This is a genomic window from Sulfitobacter sp. F26169L (assembly GCF_026410285.1).
Taxonomy (GTDB): Bacteria; Pseudomonadota; Alphaproteobacteria; order Rhodobacterales; family Rhodobacteraceae; genus Sulfitobacter.
The window spans coordinates 1-18,662 of record NZ_JAPMLP010000006.1; the positions used below are offsets into that span (position 1 = coordinate 1).

The 18,662-nt window shown below is 56.4% G+C and carries 21 protein-coding genes and 1 pseudogene; 10 read left to right on the forward strand and 12 right to left on the reverse strand.

Annotation, left to right across the window (positions count from 1 at the left end; genetic code table 11):
* A pseudogene (locus OS189_RS13485) lies at window positions 1-1,083 on the reverse strand (IS3 family transposase); the annotation flags it as partial.
* A 402-nt stretch (window positions 1,084-1,485) separates the two neighbouring features.
* Between OS189_RS13485 and OS189_RS13490 the strand changes: the two are divergent.
* Entirely contained in the window at window positions 1,486-2,625 is a 1,140-nt protein-coding gene (locus tag OS189_RS13490) for an HPP family protein (protein WP_267167854.1), read from the forward strand.
* Between the two features lie 7 nt (window positions 2,626-2,632).
* On the opposite strand, the gene OS189_RS13495 is transcribed toward OS189_RS13490, so the two are convergent.
* Entirely contained in the window at window positions 2,633-2,863 is a 231-nt protein-coding gene (locus OS189_RS13495) for a hexameric tyrosine-coordinated heme protein (RefSeq protein ID WP_267167855.1), read from the reverse strand.
* A gap of 54 nt (window positions 2,864-2,917) precedes the next feature.
* Window positions 2,918-3,073, reverse strand: coding sequence for a hypothetical protein (locus OS189_RS13500; RefSeq protein ID WP_267167856.1), 156 nt, complete (start codon window positions 3,071-3,073; stop codon window positions 2,918-2,920).
* 80 nt (window positions 3,074-3,153) lie between these two features.
* On the opposite strand from OS189_RS13500, the gene OS189_RS13505 reads away from it, so the two are divergent.
* On the forward strand, window positions 3,154-3,582 hold the full coding sequence (locus OS189_RS13505; RefSeq protein ID WP_267167857.1) for an RrF2 family transcriptional regulator: 429 nt from the start codon (window positions 3,154-3,156) through the stop codon (window positions 3,580-3,582).
* 279 nt (window positions 3,583-3,861) lie between these two features.
* Window positions 3,862-4,842, forward strand: coding sequence for a membrane dipeptidase (locus OS189_RS13510; RefSeq protein ID WP_267167858.1), 981 nt, complete (start codon window positions 3,862-3,864; stop codon window positions 4,840-4,842).
* Between the two features lie 29 nt (window positions 4,843-4,871).
* On the opposite strand, the gene OS189_RS13515 is transcribed toward OS189_RS13510, so the two are convergent.
* From OS189_RS13515 to OS189_RS13540, 6 genes are all read right to left on the reverse strand, one after another.
* Window positions 4,872-5,669: a 3-deoxy-manno-octulosonate cytidylyltransferase gene (locus OS189_RS13515; protein ID WP_267167859.1), complete on the reverse strand. Its 798-nt coding sequence runs from the start codon at window positions 5,667-5,669 to the stop codon at window positions 4,872-4,874.
* The gene (locus OS189_RS13520) at window positions 5,669-6,637 is read right to left on the reverse strand and encodes a KpsF/GutQ family sugar-phosphate isomerase (protein ID WP_267167860.1); all 969 of its coding nucleotides are present in this window, start codon (window positions 6,635-6,637) and stop codon (window positions 5,669-5,671) included. Before OS189_RS13520 ends, OS189_RS13515 begins: the two co-directional genes overlap by 1 nt.
* A 73-nt stretch (window positions 6,638-6,710) precedes the next feature.
* A complete protein-coding gene (locus tag OS189_RS13525; RefSeq protein WP_267167861.1) occupies window positions 6,711-7,556 on the reverse strand; it encodes a fumarylacetoacetate hydrolase family protein in 846 nt (281 codons plus the stop codon).
* 38 nt (window positions 7,557-7,594) lie between these two features.
* Window positions 7,595-8,272, reverse strand: coding sequence for a nitroreductase (locus OS189_RS13530; protein WP_267167862.1), 678 nt, complete (start codon window positions 8,270-8,272; stop codon window positions 7,595-7,597).
* 15 nt (window positions 8,273-8,287) lie between these two features.
* Window positions 8,288-9,049, reverse strand: coding sequence for a MipA/OmpV family protein (locus tag OS189_RS13535; protein ID WP_267167863.1), 762 nt, complete (start codon window positions 9,047-9,049; stop codon window positions 8,288-8,290).
* 161 nt (window positions 9,050-9,210) lie between these two features.
* Window positions 9,211-9,567, reverse strand: coding sequence for an MliC family protein (locus OS189_RS13540; protein ID WP_267167864.1), 357 nt, complete (start codon window positions 9,565-9,567; stop codon window positions 9,211-9,213).
* A gap of 52 nt (window positions 9,568-9,619) precedes the next feature.
* Here OS189_RS13540 and OS189_RS13545 point away from each other — a divergent pair, with 52 nt between their 5' ends.
* The 5 genes from OS189_RS13545 (at window position 9,620) to OS189_RS13565 (ending at window position 11,871) form a co-directional block, all read left to right on the forward strand.
* Entirely contained in the window at window positions 9,620-9,826 is a 207-nt protein-coding gene (locus OS189_RS13545) for a hypothetical protein (RefSeq protein ID WP_267167865.1), read from the forward strand.
* Window positions 9,827-9,883: 57 nt separating this feature from the next.
* Complete coding sequence (locus OS189_RS13550; protein WP_267167866.1) at window positions 9,884-10,081, forward strand: hypothetical protein; 198 nt, start codon at window positions 9,884-9,886, stop codon at window positions 10,079-10,081.
* Between the two features lie 5 nt (window positions 10,082-10,086).
* Window positions 10,087-10,308 carry a hypothetical protein gene (locus tag OS189_RS13555; protein WP_267167867.1) on the forward strand — a complete coding sequence of 74 codons (222 nt, stop codon included), beginning with the start codon at window positions 10,087-10,089 and terminating at the stop codon, window positions 10,306-10,308.
* Between the two features lie 633 nt (window positions 10,309-10,941).
* Window positions 10,942-11,091: a hypothetical protein gene (locus OS189_RS13560; protein ID WP_267167868.1), complete on the forward strand. Its 150-nt coding sequence runs from the start codon at window positions 10,942-10,944 to the stop codon at window positions 11,089-11,091.
* Window positions 11,092-11,421: 330 nt separating this feature from the next.
* Window positions 11,422-11,871 (forward strand): hypothetical protein, encoded by a 450-nt coding sequence (locus OS189_RS13565; protein WP_267167869.1) that lies wholly within the window; start codon window positions 11,422-11,424, stop codon window positions 11,869-11,871.
* Window positions 11,872-11,884: 13 nt separating this feature from the next.
* Here OS189_RS13565 and OS189_RS13570 read toward each other — a convergent pair whose 3' ends face one another.
* The 3 genes from OS189_RS13570 to OS189_RS13580 form a co-directional block, all read right to left on the reverse strand.
* Window positions 11,885-13,183, reverse strand: coding sequence for an MFS transporter (locus tag OS189_RS13570; protein WP_267167870.1), 1,299 nt, complete (start codon window positions 13,181-13,183; stop codon window positions 11,885-11,887).
* Window positions 13,180-14,637 carry an MFS transporter gene (locus OS189_RS13575; RefSeq protein ID WP_267167871.1) on the reverse strand — a complete coding sequence of 486 codons (1,458 nt, stop codon included), beginning with the start codon at window positions 14,635-14,637 and terminating at the stop codon, window positions 13,180-13,182. Before OS189_RS13575 ends, OS189_RS13570 begins: the two co-directional genes overlap by 4 nt.
* 113 nt (window positions 14,638-14,750) lie before the next feature.
* Window positions 14,751-16,037: an MFS transporter gene (locus OS189_RS13580; protein ID WP_267167872.1), complete on the reverse strand. Its 1,287-nt coding sequence runs from the start codon at window positions 16,035-16,037 to the stop codon at window positions 14,751-14,753.
* 253 nt (window positions 16,038-16,290) lie between these two features.
* On the opposite strand from OS189_RS13580, the gene OS189_RS13585 reads away from it, so the two are divergent.
* Together OS189_RS13585 and OS189_RS13590 are read left to right on the forward strand one after the other, a co-directional pair.
* Window positions 16,291-17,004, forward strand: coding sequence for an endonuclease/exonuclease/phosphatase family protein (locus OS189_RS13585; RefSeq protein WP_267167873.1), 714 nt, complete (start codon window positions 16,291-16,293; stop codon window positions 17,002-17,004).
* The gene (locus OS189_RS13590; RefSeq protein WP_267167874.1) at window positions 17,005-18,549 is read left to right on the forward strand and encodes a phospholipase D family protein; all 1,545 of its coding nucleotides are present in this window, start codon (window positions 17,005-17,007) and stop codon (window positions 18,547-18,549) included.
* The last annotated feature ends 113 nt before the right edge of the window (window positions 18,550-18,662 follow it).

The window sequence follows — 18,662 nt, forward strand, 5'->3', positions numbered from 1 at the left end:
TCGAATTGCTCAAGCGCACGACGCGCTTCAGCGGGTGTTTGATTTTCCATTGATGAGTGTGGTCTGACGTTGTTGTTATCGTATCGCCAGAGCGCCAATTTCCGGCGGGTGTCGTCCAGGCTGCCGAACCATTCTTCGTTTAACAGCTCGTCTCGAGGGCTACCATTGAAGCTTTCGATGAAGCCGTTTTGTTGCGGCTTTCCAGGATCGATGCAGGGCCACTCGACATCGTTCTCATTGCCCATTTCAGGATCGCACGACCGGTGAACTCGGCCCCATTGTCGCTGACAATGCTGGCGGGCATGCCGTAGATCCGAACAAGCGCATCCAACTCAGGGACGACGCGCGCGCCAGAGATGCTGGTGTCGGCCATGAGGCACAGTTTCTCACGACAGCAATCATCATTCACTGCCAAAATACGGAACTTGCGGGACACGCCAATCGTGTCAGACACGAAGTCCAAGGACCAACGTTCGACCGGCCGCAGCGCAACAGGCATTGGCGTGCGCGATACACGCGCCCGCTTCCTATCCTTTCGTCGCCTGACACCCAGCTTCTCTTCCGGATGAAGGCCGTACAGCTTCTTGTGGTCCATGATCATGCCTTTGCGTTCCAGCATCACACCGATCCGCCGATAACCAAGCCGGCGGCGTTTGTGCGCGAGAACCTTCATCTCAGCACGTATTTCTGGATTGTCAGGCGGACGATCACGCCTGACGGGTTTAGGATCAACACCAACAAGACGGCAGGCCCGGCGCTGCGAGATATCATGACCCCGTATCGCACGAAGCGCTGAAGCTCGCCGCTCGTTTGATGTTGTCAGTTCTTTCCCGGCAAATCCTTCAGGCCAACGTTATCCAGCATCGTGTCAGCCAGCAGGCGTTTCAATTTAGCATTCTCGTCGGTCAATGCCTGCAGCTTTGCCGCATCCGACACTTCCATGCCGCGATACTGCGATTTGAACTTGTAGAACGTCCCCTGATTGAGGCCGTGCTTGCGGCACACCTCCGCCGTCGACATCCCAGCTTCTTGCTCTTTGATCATCCCAATAATCTGGGCTTCGCTAAATCGGCTCTTTCGCATTTGTTTGCTCCTTCAAAAGGGTGAGCAAACTCTACATCAAACTGAGGGAAGTTTCGGGGGGGCAGGTCAATAGCCCCGTCGCCTTCGAAAGGAAAGTGGCCTAAACGAGCACTTGGGGCGGCACGAAAGCGCGACAGGTCCACGTTAAACAGCGCAAGTATCTTAGCCACAATACACCTTCGATACCTTCCGCGAGGAACTTATTAAACCGGAGCAGATGTGAGCTACCCTTCCCTCGGAGACCGATGCTATTGGAATGGAATTCACTGAACATTAATCAATCGTATTTTCGCGTTCATCCATCTCACTTTCCTTATCATTCCTGTCTAGTAAGGCGTGGACATTGGGGCGCTGTCCGGCCAATCAGGGAACTAAACGTCGATTGGAACGGGGTAGCTAACCATGATAAGACTGAATTCTTTTGGGCCCGTCGTCGCACACACGTCACCTCTTGAGGCGCTGCGAGCAGGTATCGGAGCGTTTATCGGCCTGGGTCTGGTTGGGTTGTTGGTCTTGCTCCCCTCGGTCGATTTGACGACCGGCATTTATCTTGTCGCACCATTCGGTGCCAGTGCCGTATTGCTTTTTGCGCTACCCAACAGCCCCCTCGCGCAGCCTTGGTCAGCTATTGTAGGCAACACGGTCGCAGCTGTCGTTGCTGTGGCGGTCTGCCTTTCGGTTGCTGATCCCACTTTACGTATTGCTTTGGCTGTCGGGCTTGCGCTTGTCGCCACAATTCTATGTCGCGCACTGCACCCTCCTGCAGGTGCCATCGCAATGACTGCCGCACTCAGTCCTGACGCCATAGACGAACTGGGGTTTATGTTTGCTATAACGCCCGTCGCCCTAGGGACAGTTTTGCTGGTAGGAATTGCGATTGTCTATGGCCGCCTGACGGGGCGGCACTATCCCTTCCGTCAGTTTGACGATCCGAACAAGCACGGCACACTTGATCCCGAGCCGACAGAACGGTTGGGTTTGTCCGAAGAAGAGTTATCCGTGATTCTGGAGCAGTACCAGCAATCCTTTAACCTTGGCGTAGAAGATCTTGCGCGGTTGATTGGCGCGGCCGAGATGCAGGCGGCGGGTCACAGGATCAATCCAGTGGTAGCGGGTGATGTCATGTCACGCGATCTGATCACAGTGCGTGCAACTGCCCCACTCGTAGAAGTGGCCGACCTGTTCCGGCAGCACCGGATAACCTCGCTGCCCGTCGTTGATGAAAACGCACGATACTTGGGTGTAATCTTCCAGATGCATTTGATCGATCACGCACGACAGGATGCTTCCAAACTCCATCACAGGTTTGGGGCCGCGATGAGACAGGTGTTTGAGAACCGGGCAAACACGGCAGCAAATGCCGCTCGAATTATGAGCACTCACAGCCCCCGTGCCACTCCGGACACCCCGCTAACCGCGCTGTTGCCTCTGATGGCAGAGGGAGCGGTTGATGCTGTTCCGATTTTGTCTGACGCGAAAATTGTCGGCATTGTTACCCGCACTGATTTGATCAGTGCGCTGGCGCGCCTGAGTATTCAGTGAACTTGGTTCAGACGTCTTTCCAATAACCGTTGGCGGCTGCGACAGTTGCAAAATGCGTTGCAACAACCTGGCTGGACGCAATCAAGGCATCCGAGCTTCCGGCATACTCGGTACGCAGTTTGTTGCGCATATCCGCGTCCGGCTGGGTCATCTTCACCGCGACGCGGCTAAGTTTTACCGCCAACTCATAGCCTTCTTCAGGGGTTTTAGTGATTAATGTAGGTAGCCATGATGCCATAATAAATTCCTTTGGATCAGCGATTTATTTCCGAATATCCAGACACGCATATGCCTAAACAACAACGATCCATACAAACACCAAACTTACGATCAGGTAGACAAGTGTGTTCACCATCCATCGGATCAGGCCTGCATCACCCTCAGGATCCACACCCAAACGTTCGCAGACTTTTGTTCCCGGCCAGAGAAAAGCTTCTGATAATGACATCGAATTCACCTTTAATCGGTATTTCTGATGCGTAATATCTATCACTTTCAAATCGGCATTTCAAATGCTAAATATAGTCCATGCAGTTGGATAAATTCACCGATTACGCGTTACGCGTGCTGATGACCCTTGCCGTGCGAGACCCTGCGCGTGTGTCCGCAGCGGAAATTGCGGCCATTTTCAACCTTTCCGAAAACCACTTGTCCAAGGTCGCGACACAGCTTGTACGGGAAGGATTTGCATCATCGGAAAGGGGCCGCAACGGTGGGCTGACGCTGGCGCAACCGGCTGAACGTATTTCGATCGGCGATGTTGTACGGGCAATGAAACGAAGCGATCCTGTTGTTGAGTGTTTTGGCGCAAATAAATCCTGTCTGATCCTGCCAGCCTGTGGTTTGCGTGAACCGCTGGCCGAAGCGCAGGAAGCATTTTTTGAAACATTAGACCGATACACACTATCCGATGTAACACAGTCGCGTAGCGCACTTGCTAATCTAATGAAGGTTTAACCATTTGCAGTGCAATTGCGCGCCCCCGTTTAGGGCGCCTATCCCGCGCGACTTCTTAATCAAGAACCATTTCGGTACGTCTGACTAGAGTAATTAAATCGGCGATAACCTTGCAGCGGCACAGTTGATACAATCGGTTTCCTGATACGTGACGTTTGCCTTTCGGGATAACCCACTCATTGCTGATGAACCGAAAAGCAGGCAGTATAAATCGAATAAACCCGAAGCCGGGACACAAAACGGCAACCGCCGACACCCGTCTCTGAAGGAGCCGTGCTTATGCGAATTGATGGCCTGCAATATGCCAACTGGTCTGAAAAAATCTTCCGCCAGATGCGCGATGGCAATGTCGACGCCGTGCATGTCACGATTTCCTATCACGAGAATTTTCGCGAAACGGTCCTGAATTTCGAACAGTGGAACCGCTGTTTTGAACAGTATCCCGATCTGATCATGAAAGGCCAATGGGCCAGAGACATCGACGAAGCGCGTAATACCGGGCGCACGGCGATCTTCTTCGGATTTCAAAATCCAGCGCCAATCGAGGATGACATCGGGCTGGTTGAAATTGTTCATACCCTTGGCGCGCGCTTTATGCAGCTCACTTATAACAACCAGTCCTTGCTCGCCACTGGCTGTTATGAGGCCGAAGACACCGGTATCACACGCATGGGCAAACAGGTGATCAAGGAAATGAATCGCGTCGGGCTTGTCATCGACATGAGCCATTCTGCGGACCGCTCGACCATTGAGGCGACAGAGTTGTCGCAACGCCCTATCGCAATCACCCACGCCAACCTGCATGAATGGGCCCCTGCCCTGCGCAACAAAAAGCACGATGTGATCAAGGCTGTGACAGAAAATGGCGGCATGATGGGATTTTCGGTTTACCCTCACCACCTGAAAGGTAAATCCGATTGCACCCTGCAAAGCTTCTGCGAAATGGTGGCGATGGCAGCAGAGAAATACGGTGTCGATCATTTCGGCATCGGAACCGATCTGTGTCAGGACCAGCCCGACAGCGTGGTTGAATGGATGCGCGTTGGCCGTTGGTCAAAGGAAATTGACTATGGCGAAGGCTCTGCTGCCGCGCCCGGTTTTCCGCCGATGCCAACATGGTTCAATGACAACCGCGACTTTGGCAACATCGAAGCAGGACTGCGTGACATCGGATTTAACGAAGAAGAGGTCGGCAAGCTGATAGGGAAAAACTGGTACAGGTTCTTTGCCGAAAACTTTACCCCCGCCGCGCGCGATTGATCACGGCGCGTCGGCTGGGGCGTCTCGCCTCAAGACTCTTCTGCGTTCAGGATAGACTCGATCCGCTCAACATCAGCGGGGTTGTTCAGCTCCCAGAACACACGCCCGCGCCCCTCGACCTCTACGCACAGAATATCCGTACCATTTTCGAGAAAACGCAGCTGTTCCAGCCCCTCGTGTCGCTCGAGCCGCCCTTCGGGCCAGTTTGCGTATTGCGCGAGCGCCGCGGGGCGGTAGGCGTAAAGACCGACGTGGTGAAACACCTCTCCCGCTGCTTCCGCTTCCTTTGCGGGGGCGATGTAGGGCAGAACCTCCTTGCTGAAATACAGCGCGCGGTTGGTACGATCAAACACAGCTGTTGTGCCCCCGACCAACCCTGCCGCACGGTCTGCACGGAAGTGCGCGTAGGTCTGCGCGTCACATTTCACCACAGGCGTGGCAACTGGCGCTTCGGGGCGGGCAGCCATGGCCGCTATCAGGTCTTCGACAAACCATGCGGGCGTCAGCGGTGCATCGCCTTGCAGGTTTACCACCAGATCAGCCTCGAACACACCTGCGGTTGCGGCTTCGGCGCAACGGGCAGTGCCATTCTCACAGCTTTCCGATGTCATAATAACATCCGCGCCGAATGCCTCTGCCGCCTGCTTGATCCGCGCGTCATCGGTGGCCACATAAACCGCATCGACACCGCGCACGGCAATTGCCGCTTCCCAACTGCGCTGGATCAGGGATTTCTCTGCGCCGTCACGGTCGCGCAGCGTGACCAGCGGCTTGCCGGGATAGCGCGTCGAGGCATAGCGGGCGGGAATTACGATTACTGTTTTCATTATGCGACTCCTGCGCGCAAACAATCGTTAACGCGCAGCAATCCCACAGGTGCTCCGCCTTTATCTACCACCACTAAAACGGTGATCTTGTTGTCATTCATCACTGCCAGAGCTTCGGCTGCCATCATGTCAGTCGGGACGGTTTTGGGCGATCTGGTTGCAACCTCTCCGGCGCTGCGGGTGTTCAGATACTGGATATTGCGGCGCAAATCCCCGTCCGAAATTACCCCGACCAGCTCACCATCATCAATGACGCAGGCAAGGCCGAAACCCTTTTCGCCCATCTTCAACATGGTTTCCTGCATGTCCGTATCAGGGCCAACCACCGCCATGGCCTCCGGCCCGTGCATCAATTGATGGACCAGCGCCAGTTGCGCACCCAATTTTCCACCCGGATGGTAGGTGCGGAAATGCTCTGACAGAAATCCGCGCTGCTCCATCAATGCCATCGCCAGTGCATCACCCAGCGCCAGCGCCATGGTGGTTGACGTGGTGGGGGCGATGCCGCTGCCGGCCTCGCGCTCTTGCGGCAAGGTCAGACACAGATCGGCCGCGCGCATCAGCGTACTCTCTGCCTTGCTACTCATCCCGATCATAGGGATAGAAAAGCGGCGGGTGTGGCGGATCAGATCACCCAGTTCCGATGTCTCGCCCGAGTTCGACAGAAGGATGCACAGATCATCCTGCGTGATCATCCCGAGGTCACCATGGCTTGCTTCCGCCGGATGTACAAAATACGCAGGCGTACCCGTTGACGCGAGGGTTGATGCAATCTTGCGCGCGATATGACCGGATTTGCCGATGCCCGACAGGATGATCCGGCCTTTGATCTGCAGGATACGCTCAACCGCTGGTGCAAAGTCATCCGGCAGGTTTTCCGACATCCGCAGCAGCGCATTGCCTTCCTGTTCCAACACTTGCGAAGCGGTTGTCAGTATTTTGTCACGGGCCGCGATTTGATCAGGCATTATCACTCTTTCAGTCAACAGTCACAGGCACCGATGTACGCATTACAGGTCCGCCCTGCAAGGCGTGCGGTTTTCAGCCAGGATCGCGGTAAGCCAGAACCTGTTGACGCTGCGTGCCCAACCCTTCGATCCCCAGTTCGACAACACTGCCTGCGCGCAGATATTGTGGTGGGCTCATGCCCATGCCCACGCCTGGCGGTGTCCCTGTGGAGATCACATCCCCTGGCATCAGAGTGACAAAGCGGCTGAGGTAGGAGATGATATTTGCGACACCGAACACCATGGTCGCGGTATTGCCGGTTTGTCGCCGCACACCGTCTACATCCAGATACATCGACAGGTTTTGCGGGTCTGGCACCTCGTCCGGTGTGACCAGCCACGGGCCAACGGGGCCGAAAGTGTCACAGGACTTGCCCTTGGTCCACTGTCCGCCATGTTCGGTCTGGAACGCGCGTTCCGACACGTCGTTTACGATGCAGTACCCCGCGACATGGTTCAGCGCGTCGGCCTCTGAAACGTGATGGGCGCGCGTGCCGATCACAACACCCAGTTCAACTTCCCAATCGGTTTTCTCGGATCCTTTCGGCAGGATAATCGGATCATTTGCGCCTGTCGCGGGACAGGTTTTCATAAACAGGATCGGTTCATCCGGTATCGCCATCCCCGCCTCTTTCGCGTGGTCGGAGTAGTTCAAACCGATACAGAACATCCGCCGCACGTCATCAATGATCGGCGCATAGTCACCTGACAAAACAGGGTAATCCGCAGGGTTAATTTTTGCTATTGCGGCAAGGCGATCTGCCGAAATGGTCTGCGCGGTGATATCTTCCACCACGGCGGAAATATCATGTGGCGCGCCATCGGCATCAATAATTGCAGGGCGCACTCCGTCAGCGGTTCGGATACGGGCAAGCTTCATCTCACGGCTCCTGATAAGTGGGACGGCAAAGTCACCGACTAGTCGTCAAACCCGACAAACCGCGCAACTTCTGCTACATCGCGCCGTTCCGAGACAACCGCGTTGGCGGAAAATTCCTCGTCCGGCCAGCCGAGAGCAACACAGGTCATAATCACTTCGTCATCGGGAATTTCTGCGTGTTCACGCACGACAGGCGATTGCATAATGCCCTGCCCGTTGATCACACAGCCCAACCCGCGCGACCACGCCGCCAGCGTCAGCCCGTACGTCACCGCGCCCAGATCGAAATGCGCAATAGTGCCGCCTTCCAGTGATTTATCGAACGTCACCACAATCGACACAGGAGCGTCAAACTGGCGAAACCCGCGCATCACCCAGTCCTGCCGCATGTCTTTATCATCACGCGCAATGCCCATCGCGGCGAACAACTGCTTTGCTATGCCGACCTGACGGTCACGGTGCGGCCCTTCATAGGCCCCATGATCCTGAATTTCACGTGAAGGGGGAACGCCGCTTAGCATGCGCGTAGAGTTTCCTTCCCGCACGCGCTGCAATGGTTCACCTGTCAAAACGTGTAGATGCCACGGCTGCGTGTTCATCGACGAAGGCGCCCGGTTGGCCAGTGCGATCACTTCTTCGATCAGCGCACGCGGCACAGGTTTGTCTTGAAAGCCGCGGATGCTGCGGCGTCCTTGCATCGCTTCGTCAAGTTTCATGGAAATGGCCCCGATTCAGAAATTAAGCGTAAATACGCGGCTCAGCCCTAGACGCACGCGCCACTGATCATCAGAGCCGTTCAGGGTGATCGGGCTGTCTGCCGCGTCATTGAGCAGCTTTTCGTAAGTGATCGCACCTTCTAGCGCCCACTTGTCATCAATGAAGTAAGTACCTGCCACCTGTAGGCCCGCACCCAATGCACCGCCCTGTGCATCATAAGCGGCAAAGCTGGAGGTACTGCCAGTAGGGATACCGAAATATGTGTTGGCATATTTGTCATCACCAAAATTGACCCGCGGACCAGCTGTAAACAGCCAGCGATCACTGGGACGGTAAATCAGGTCGGCGCCCAGCGTACCCGCAATGCCGCTATGGCCGGTCACGCCTTTGCGAACCTCACCGAACGCCAGCCAGTTTGTCTGTTGGTACGTCAGCCCGAAGCCGAGTTCTACGGCAATGTCGATATCCTCAAGACCGGCCAGTTCGGGGCTGTCCTCTGCCTTGCGATCACCGATCATGCGGAACGCACCGCGCAAGGACAGGCCGTTGTCCGGTACCCCGCGCACGCCATTGCCAATATCAAGACGGCCCATGCGCAGTGCGCCAAAGGAAAAACCCAGATCAACACCTGCTTCGGTCTGGTCAGAGCCCATGTATTCAGGCGTGCCCGCTATACCGCCACGCAACGAAAAATTGAACGAGTTGTCCTGCGCCACGGCAGGAACAGCAAAAGAAACAGCGCACACAGACGCCAGAAGAAAAGAAGATACGCGCATTAAAAATGCTCCATAAGCAGCAAGAACCGAAAAACCGGACCCGTCAGATTCCATCGTAATTTAGGGGATTCCCGCAGCTAAGTATATGGTGAAATAATAAAGACACACAGCACCCCACACCTGAGAAATGCTGTGTGATATTCACCGCCGGGAAGCGGGGTTTATTGTGACGCTGCCGGTTCCTGTGATTTACATTCTTGCAGGCTGTTTTCCTGCATTTCATTCTCCAGTGTCGCGGTGTCGCCTTTGGTCCACCACACATGAGAGCCGGAGCTATACTTGGCCCCCGACCCCGAAACCACATTCGCGAATATCCGCTGCTCGCCATCAAGCTCGAATATGGCAAGCGCGTTGGCGCCGGAATTAACGTATTGAACAGACAATTCGCTCCCGTCCGCGCATGAATAAGCCACTGTGTCGATGCTCGCGCCAGCGCTGAGGGGAATCGACAAGGCTGTCTGCGCCGATGCCGCGCCTGCTGTTGCCAGAATTGTTGCTGCCAGTAATGTAGTACGCATTCTTTTCTCCTATGCTTCAGCCCGCGATATAGTCACCCGAAGGCGTAAACCAATGGTCGGCACAGTCCTTATTTCGCCCCTGCCCCGCACCCTTGCGGAAAATTGCCGTATCCAAGACAACAGAAATGCCGCGCGCACCAAACGCGTCGGAAAATACCAGACAGCAAGGGAGTTTACGATGAACGGTGGTACAATGGCCTACTACGTGGAGGAATACGATGCGGCGCTCGGCGCGTTGGACCCGGCAAAAGATTCATGAGCGCGCACCAGTGTTTCAGACCGCATTACCCTGCCGGAACAGGTCAAGGACAACCTGATGGAGGTGGCACAAGACTGGGGAAAGACTGCCACGCGCAAGAAGCGGATTCCCGAAGGTTCAGCCCTTGCGGGGGAGGAATGGGACACGGGGCCTTATGCTGTCGACGGCCTGATCCAGACTCTAAGCCAGATAGACGGGGAAGCGTTTCTCAAGCATCTGCCGACGCAAGAATTGACCACCGACAGACCACAGTAAAGGTGATGCCACATTCGATCTGGGACCATCTGTTTCTGTCGGGGGTGAAGGCAGAAGTCTGGATGCAACACGGCGTAACGGCCGCAAACCTGCCCGGTCACACCACTGCCGCCTATGATATTCCGGCGGCAGAACGGCAGGGCAAGGTCGCGCTGATTTTGGGTGCGGGCAACATTGCATCAATCGCGCCGCTGGATGTTTTTCAAAAGCTGTTTCAGGAAAACTAGGCGGTTATTCTGAAAATGAATCCGGTCAACGACTACCTTCCCGAATTCCTGACCGCAGCGCTAAAGCCGTTGACCGAGCGCGACGCGCTACGCGTTGTCAAATGAGATGGCGAGGCCGGTTCATACCTCACTAACCACCCGCTTGTGTCAGAGCTTCACATCACCGGTGCAGGCTCTAGCCATGACGCAATTGTGTGGGGCACCGGCGCTGAGGGTGAAAAGAACCGCGCGGAAAACACGCCAAAAAAATGACCGCCGCTTCACCTCGGAACTGGGTGCCGTCTGCCCGAGAATCGTTGTCCCCGGCCCGTGGTCGGACGCGGACTTACAGTTTCAGGCGGAACATATCGTCTCGCAAAAGTTGCATAATTCGGGGTTTTACTGCGTCGCGTGTCAGGTTCTGATCATGCCGCGCGGATGGGACAAAGGCAAAACCCTCTTGGCCTATGTCAGCAAGATTGCGCAGAAATCCACCCGCGGCGCATATTACCCCGGTGCAAAGGATCGCCTGCACACATCCGATGAAAAGGCCGAAAATCCAGAAAAGATTGATCGCGGACCCGCGCCATCCCTGATTGTCAACGATGTCGATGACAGCGAATGTTTTGCCAAGACGAAGTGTTCGCCCCCGCAATGTCAACGCACGATATGGAGGCACCGGACCCCGAAACCTATCTGCGAAATGCAATCTACTATTCCAACGACCAGTTGCACGGCACGTTGGGCGCAAACATTCTGATCCACCCCAAAACCATCAACAAGGTCGGTCAGAAGCTGTTTTAAAAAGATCATCGCAGACCTCCGCTATGGCACCATCGCAATCAACGCATGGACCCGACTGGCCGCCTGCCCATGGGGCGCGTTCCCCGGCCACACGCCGCAAGACGTTCAATCAGGGATCGGAACGGTCCATAACACCTTTATGCTGGAAAACACGCAGCGCGTGGTTATTCAGGCCCTTGGGCGCCTTTACCGCGCGGTTTGTTATCGGGGCAGTTCACCTTGTTGCCGCGGCCGCCATGGTTTGTCACCAATACCAGACAGGACAAGGTCGGCAAACTGCTGACCGAGTTCCAGTGCAAGCCAGGCTGGTTCAAACTGCCCGTTAATATGATGACAGATACCGCACCCAAACTGAAACAGCGCGCTGATCTGATCATCTATTGCGTGCAAATTTATAAACAGGTTTTTGTAAGCGGCATTATGGCCGCCCTGCACACCGCAAAGGGGCGCGCGGCAGTTATTGATACACTGGCCGGCGCGCTGGCCCTGCAGGTTAAAAACCACGCGATGTCACATCGTTTATGGTACGACATCCGCAATCAGGCTCTGTGTGACGAGACATTTCGCCCAGTTACTGCCGAAATTGAAGCAATGCTTGTTTCGATCGGCGCACTTGCATTCGAACGTGGAGGGCATCGCGCTGCGCAGCAGTTTGACGCCTGTTACGCGCTTCTTGACGGTGTTTTCCGCTGCGCACTGCAAAATCAGGTTAATAGCGACGGATATACCACCCCACGTCTGAAACAGCTGTTTCAATCAGTGCTTGCGCAGGTTTTGTAGCGCGAGATACGTCTTAATCTCCCACTTCCTTCAATCCCTTTGCGACAACAATCGCAGCAAATGACATCGCTGCGAAAATCAGAAGCGTTACTTTGGCACCCGCAAGTGAAGCCAGCGCACCGAAAATCCCCGAGCCAAGCAGCAACACGCCGATTACTGTATTCGAAACGGCAGTATAGGTTGCGCGGCTGCCTTCGGGCGCCATATCCACCAGATAGATCGAGCGGCCCTGACGCACCCCGTGATAGGCGATCATCAGAACAAACAGGACAAGCGGCAGCGCCCAAAGTGTGCCGGACATACCAACCAGATCCAGCAGCACGGCGGCCAGCAACGCCAAAGTTCCCGCAACCGCAGAAAACATCAGCACCTTGCGGCTGGACCGGTCTGCCAGCCGCCCCCAAAGCCACGAACTGATCAATGACGCGATGGAAGACGCCAGCACCAGCGCGCCCAATCGGTCAAACGTGCCCTGCCCGGCCTGTGCACCCAGCAAAACGATATAGGGCGGTGCCAGCGCCGTGGATGTCAGCAATCCACGCGCCCAGATAAAGCGGCGCAGCTGCGCATCCGTACGCAAAATCTTCAACTGTTCCAGCGCGGCGGTTCCGGTTTCGCCTACCGCGGCTTCCTCCCAAAGGGTTGAAAACAACGTACTGGCCGCAAAAAATAATGCGGCGGCCAGCGCGATGGCGGCGATCACCAGCGTTGCGCGCTCTAACAGGCCCGTCATCAGCAACAACGCGAATATCACTACCGCCCCTGCGCCCAATGAACTGGCCAGACCGGTCGCCGATCCGCGCCGTGACTGGCCCACTGTTTTGCCCAGAATATCGCTGTAGCTGACCGAACACACAGAGCGCGACACAGCAAGGACCGCCAGCAGCGCACAAATCACAATGCCCGCTGCACTCCCCTCCAGCGTGAGCGCAGTCAGCACAATTCCAGCTGCTGCTGCGCCCTGCCCTGCCGCGCCTGCAACCCACGCCCACTTGCGCCGCTCCATCGCCTGAACACGCGGCGCGGTGAACAATTGCGGCAACAGCGCACCCGCCTCGCGGATCGGCACCAGCAGCCCGACAAAAAAGCTGGAAGCACCCAGATGCGTCAGCAGCCATGACAGCACCAGTTTAGGGTCGATCAACCCGTCCGCGATCTTGCTCATGGAAATAGAGGCCGCATGACGCAGAAAATTTGCCGGTTCATGGCGCGCCTGTGCGTCACTCAATCCACCATCGCTTTGGGGATTGTTCACCAGCTTTTCAAACAGGCGGCGGGTCATGTTATTTGCACGCATCGGGGTATCCGTCATGATTTACGTTGCCGCAGGTCTTTCACGGCCACAGCAAGCGCCATACAAACAACTACTGAAATGAGGGTGAAACCGACAACCATCGCTGTTGACCATGACGATACTGCAAGTGTTGAAAACACTGCCGCCGTGATGATTGCAATGCCCACCGCCGTACCGATCCGCTGGCCCGTCTGCATGATCGCGCCGGAACTGCCTGCATAATCCAGCGGCACATCCGCCAGCGTCAATGTCTGGTTGGGACTGATCACCGTACCTTGGGCCACACCGACAAACGCCAGTGATGCCATCAACCACCAGATGCTGATATGGCCCGCTTCATAGAGGACAACGACAACAACGCTCAGCGCAAGGCCCAGCAGTGCCAGCAACAGACCACCAATCACCATCTTGCGGCCATAATGCGCCACGCGGCTCCCCGCCCAATGAGCTGCATAAGCCGACAGTAACGCCGCCGGTATCCCGAAAAAGCCGGATTCAAGGGCTGACTTTCCACCGCCTTCCTGTACGTAAATGGCCACCAGCACCCAGATGCTGGTCATCCCCATGAAATAGAGCGCCATGATTGTAATACCGTTGGTATAGCTGCGGGTGGTAAAGATATTCAGATCAACCATCGGGCTAAAACCCAGACGGGCATAGCGCTCTTCCCATTTCACCCAGGCCCAGACCAGAAACAAACCCAGCGGCAGCAGTACCCAGACGATCCTGCTTCCGCTGCCCTCGACAAAGGGGAACAGAACGGCCAGCACCGCAACCCCCAGCAGAAGGGCGCCCACAGGATCGAGCGAGCGCAAACCGCTGCCCGTGCGGGGAAGACGCGCGATCAAGGGGCGGGGAAACCACATCAGACCCAGAATAATCGCAAGAATACCAATCGGCACATTTACAAGAAACGTCAGCCGCCAGCCCAGTTCGGGGCCGCCAAGCTCTATCAGGAAACCACCCAGAACGGGACCGATGGCAACTGAAAATCCCACAGCCGTGCCGAAATAGCCAAAGGCGCGGCCCCGCTCGTCACCGCGAAAATAGTGCTGGATCATTCCTAACCCTTGCGGGTTCAACAACCCTGATCCGATCCCCTGAACAAATCGCGCCACGTTCAGCCATTCGGCATTCGGCGCAAGCCCCGCTGCCACCGAGGACACTGTGAAAATGCCGACGCCGATCAGGAACAGGCCACCGCGCCCCATGATATCACCTGCGCGTCCTGCGGCCACTAGAACCACGCCAAAGGTCAGCGCATAGCCCGACAGCACCCATTGCAGATCAGACTGCGTGGCGCCCAGCCCCTCGCGGATCGACGGCAGCGCCACGTTCACAATACTGACGCCGATCAATGTCATGAAGATTGTGACCAGCAGCACAGAAAGTATCCGCCATCTTACCGGATCCTGCGTCGGATCAATCTGCAAATTTGCGGATATGTCCGCATCTGAATCCGACGAAACCATGACGTACTTCTTTCTATTTCAAACCGACAAGCCATATAGCCGCCCCGTTGCCTGAACACTAATCGGCGCACCTCGAAACGCAACGCCTGCGTGAGTATCTAGCGCCGGAAGGTTTATTGCGAGTGTTGGTGCGGAAATTCTTCTCGCCGGATGCTGTCCGGCTCTGTGCGTGGATCAAGTGCCATTGCTACCGGGGTAACATCCGGCAATGGCACGTAGGGTTCGCGCTGCGCGGCGGGCACGCAAGGCTCCTGCCAGACGCGGAACAAGACAAAGATAGCGAAAAGGATTGCGACCGCGGATTCAAATACGAAGAAACTGGACGGGCCATAGGCCGCCATAAGTGCCGCTGCAAACAGCGGACCCACGGTTGCTCCGATGGAGTAAACCATCAGCAAACGTCCCGATGCGGCAATGTAATATTTGCGTTCCAGCCTGTCAAAAGTCTGCGCAACACAAAGCGGATAGACACTGCTCATCGCGCCGCCAAAAGCCGGGGCAATGGCTAATAGTGTCAAAAACGGCAAACCTGACGCCACGAATCCGGCCAGTGTGCCCCATGTGACACCGACTCCCAAAAGGGCGCCCGACATTACGATCCGTCTGTCAAACCGGTCGGCCAGCATGCCAATGGGGATCTGTGCCGCAAGCCCGCCCAATACGACAACGCTCATGAACAGGGCGGCTTCGGAAACGCCCAGCCCGATCCGGCGGGCAAAAACCACACCCAGCGCATAAAACGAGCCAACCATTAATCCCGCGACAACCGCGCCGACTACGCCAACCTTTGATGCCGAGTAGAGCGCTTTCACTCCGACAACGCGGCTTTCGCTCAGGTTCGGCTCCTCCAGCAATGTCATCGCAACAGGAATCAGCGACAGCCCGATCAGCGCGGCAGCCAGCATGAACAAGTCGGGAGTCGCGACATCGGCCAGATTGACCATGCTTTGGCCCGCTGCAATCGCCAGATAGAATGTCAGCATGTAAAAGCCCAGAACCCGCCCGCGGGTCTCGTTGCTGCTGCGCGTATTCAACCAGCTTTCGATTCCGGCGGTCATGCCTGCGATGCAAAACCCGTTAACAACACGCAGGATCAGCCACGCCGCCGGATGAAAGAACGCAGCATAAGCGAGCGTCGTGGCCGCTGTAAGTGCTGCAAAAACCGCAAAGGCGCGGATATGCCCGATACGGAAAATCACGTGTTTGCCCCGCAATCCCCCCAGTGCAAGGCCAAGATAATAGGCTGCCATGATCGCGCCGGTCAGCGCAACGGGATAGCCCGCGCCCTCCATCCGCAGCGGCAGGACAACGCCCAGCAGACTGTTACCCGCCATAAAGGCGGCCGTGCCACCCAACAGCGATTTCACAGAAAGAAGGATATCGCGGATATTTTGTACCATTGACGCAATGACACCCCAAAGGCGCCGATGATGCAAGCGCGCTGAGTGTTTAAGACGGATACCGCAGGAGAGGTTGGGCTTAGCGGAGGTATTATTAGACCCGTTACCCCAGCATCGCCAAATGGCTTTCGCCGGAAATCTGGCATCTTTGTGAATCGGGCTTATGTCACGTTATGGGCGTCACCAACCATGCAGAAAACATCCTGCCCTTTGCACTAAAGGTATAGTAAGCCCAATTTACGGGAGTGACGAAATGACAGAACTCAAGCTTGCCAGTTGGAACATCCGCGCCGGACTGGGTCGCGATCTGCGACGGCGTCCGGAGCGCACAATCGAGGTGATTTCAGGCATAGATGCTGATGTGTTTGTATTGCAGGAGGCCGATTTTCGCCGCCAGCCGCGCCCCGCTGCATTGCCGCGCATCCACGGGCGGATCGGCCCTTACGAGGTGATCGACCTCACGCCGGACGCTGTCGGTCTTGGCTGGCACGGCATCGCGATTCTCAAGCGGCCCGAAATAACAGTCAACGCCATCCGGCGCATTGATCTGCCTGCGCTGGAACCGCGCGGCGCGGTCATTGTCGATTTGACGGTCAAGCGCCAGCCAGTTCGGATTGTCGGCGTGCATCTGGGCCTGCTGCGCGGCAACCGTCGCAAACAGATCAGCTACATCACCGACCAATTGAAAGAAATGGGCAAACAGCCGACGATTATTGCAGGCGACTTCAACGAATGGCGCGAGCGCAAGGGGCTTGAAACCTTGCCTGACTGGCTGCGCACCCACAGCCCCGGCCCGACATTTCCAGCAGGCCGCCCGCTGCTGAAACTCGACAAGGTTGCCATGACCAATGATATCAGGTTGCTGGACAGCGCAGTGTTGGGCGATTTTCACGCGCAGATCGCATCAGATCACCGCCCGATCCGCGCGCGGTTCCATCTGACCCCGCGCGACACAAAGGTAAAATAGATGTTCCTCGCCGTTTTGCGGATGGTCCTGTTTGCGGCACTTTTTCTGGCGGTCGCCATTGTTGTGGCGCGCCTGTTGTTCGCCGCCCCTGTACCGGGGACGCACACCCACACCAGTGCACTCCCCCCCGATGACACCGGCACACTAGCAAAGGCGATCCAGCAAAATCGAAAAGGTCACGAAGGCCTGTCCGGCATCGCGCCACTCCGGGACGGACGGGGAGCCTTTACCGCGCGTATCCTGCTGGCCAATGCGGCGGTCTCTTCGATCGACGTGCAATATTACATCTGGCGGCCCGACATGACGGGTCATCTTCTACTCAAGGCGCTACACCGCGCGGCCGAACGGGGCGTAAGGGTGCGCTTGCTGCTGGATGACAACGGGATTGACCGGCTGGACAGTCTTCTTGGCGCGCTGGATACCCACCCCAACATCGAGGTGCGCCTATACAATCCGTTTGTCCTGCGCCGGTTCAAGCGCCTTTCGTACGGGTTTGACTTTTTCCGTCTGAACCACCGGATGCACAACAAGGCCTTCACGGTCGATGGCCGCGCAAGCATTCTGGGCGGACGCAATGTCGGGGATGAATATTTCGGAACAGGCACAACCCCGCTCCAGATTGATCTGGATGTTCTGGCTGTCGGCGAGGTCGTACCACACATTTCAGCCGATTTTGACCGCTACTGGAATTCTGCCCCCGTTCACCCTGCACGCGCAATTCTGGGTGAGGGTGATGCCGGTCTCTCGATCAAAACCGCGCTCGACGCTTTTGATAGTGATCCACAATTTGAACAATATCGCGCGCTGTTGGAGGAGTCCGACATTGTTGCCTCCCTTGCTCGGGGTGATCTGGCGCTGGAATGGACAGACGCCGTTCTGATCAGTGATGATCCCATTGTCGGGACCGACGCGATTGTGCGCGCGGACCTCTTTGTAAGCCGCCTGCTAAAAGCTGTAGGCCCGATCGAAAGTCGCTTTGACGGTGTCACACCCTACTTTGTACCGGGCAAAGCGGGTGTGCGGGTGTTTGCCGGATTGCAAGAAAGCGGGATTGAAATGCGCATGTTGACCAATTCGCTTGAGGCGACGAATATGCTGCCTGTCCATGCCGGATATTCCAAACACCGCGAGGATCTGTTGCGCGCAGGTGTCGGCCTGTTCGAACTGCGCGCCCAGGCAGGCGGTCCGTCAGCCAAGGAAATATTGGGGCCATTGGGCTCGTCCGGTTCCAACCTGCACGCCAAAACATTTGCCGTTGACGGAACCCGGATCTTTGTCGGCTCGTTCAATTTCGATCCGCGTTCGGTGACGCTGAATACGGAAATGGGGCTGCTGATCCAAAGCACTGCCATGGCCGAAGCACTGCACAGCGCTTTTGACGAGGGGCTGAGTGATCTTGCATGGCGGGTGGAGTTGCAAGACCGCAAACCGGTCTGGATCGATCCAGCCACGGACGCGCAATCGCATGTAGAGCCCGGCACGACGTTTTTCAAACGCCTTGCCCTGACGGTGATCGGGTGGTTGCCTGTGGAATGGTTGCTGTAGTTCACGAAACGGCGCGGCCACCGGCGCTTTCCTGCCCGGTGTCTGCGCACAGCCCTGCGCGAGCGTTGAATAGACCTGCCTGCGCGCCTATATCAGAGGCATGATGATGTTCC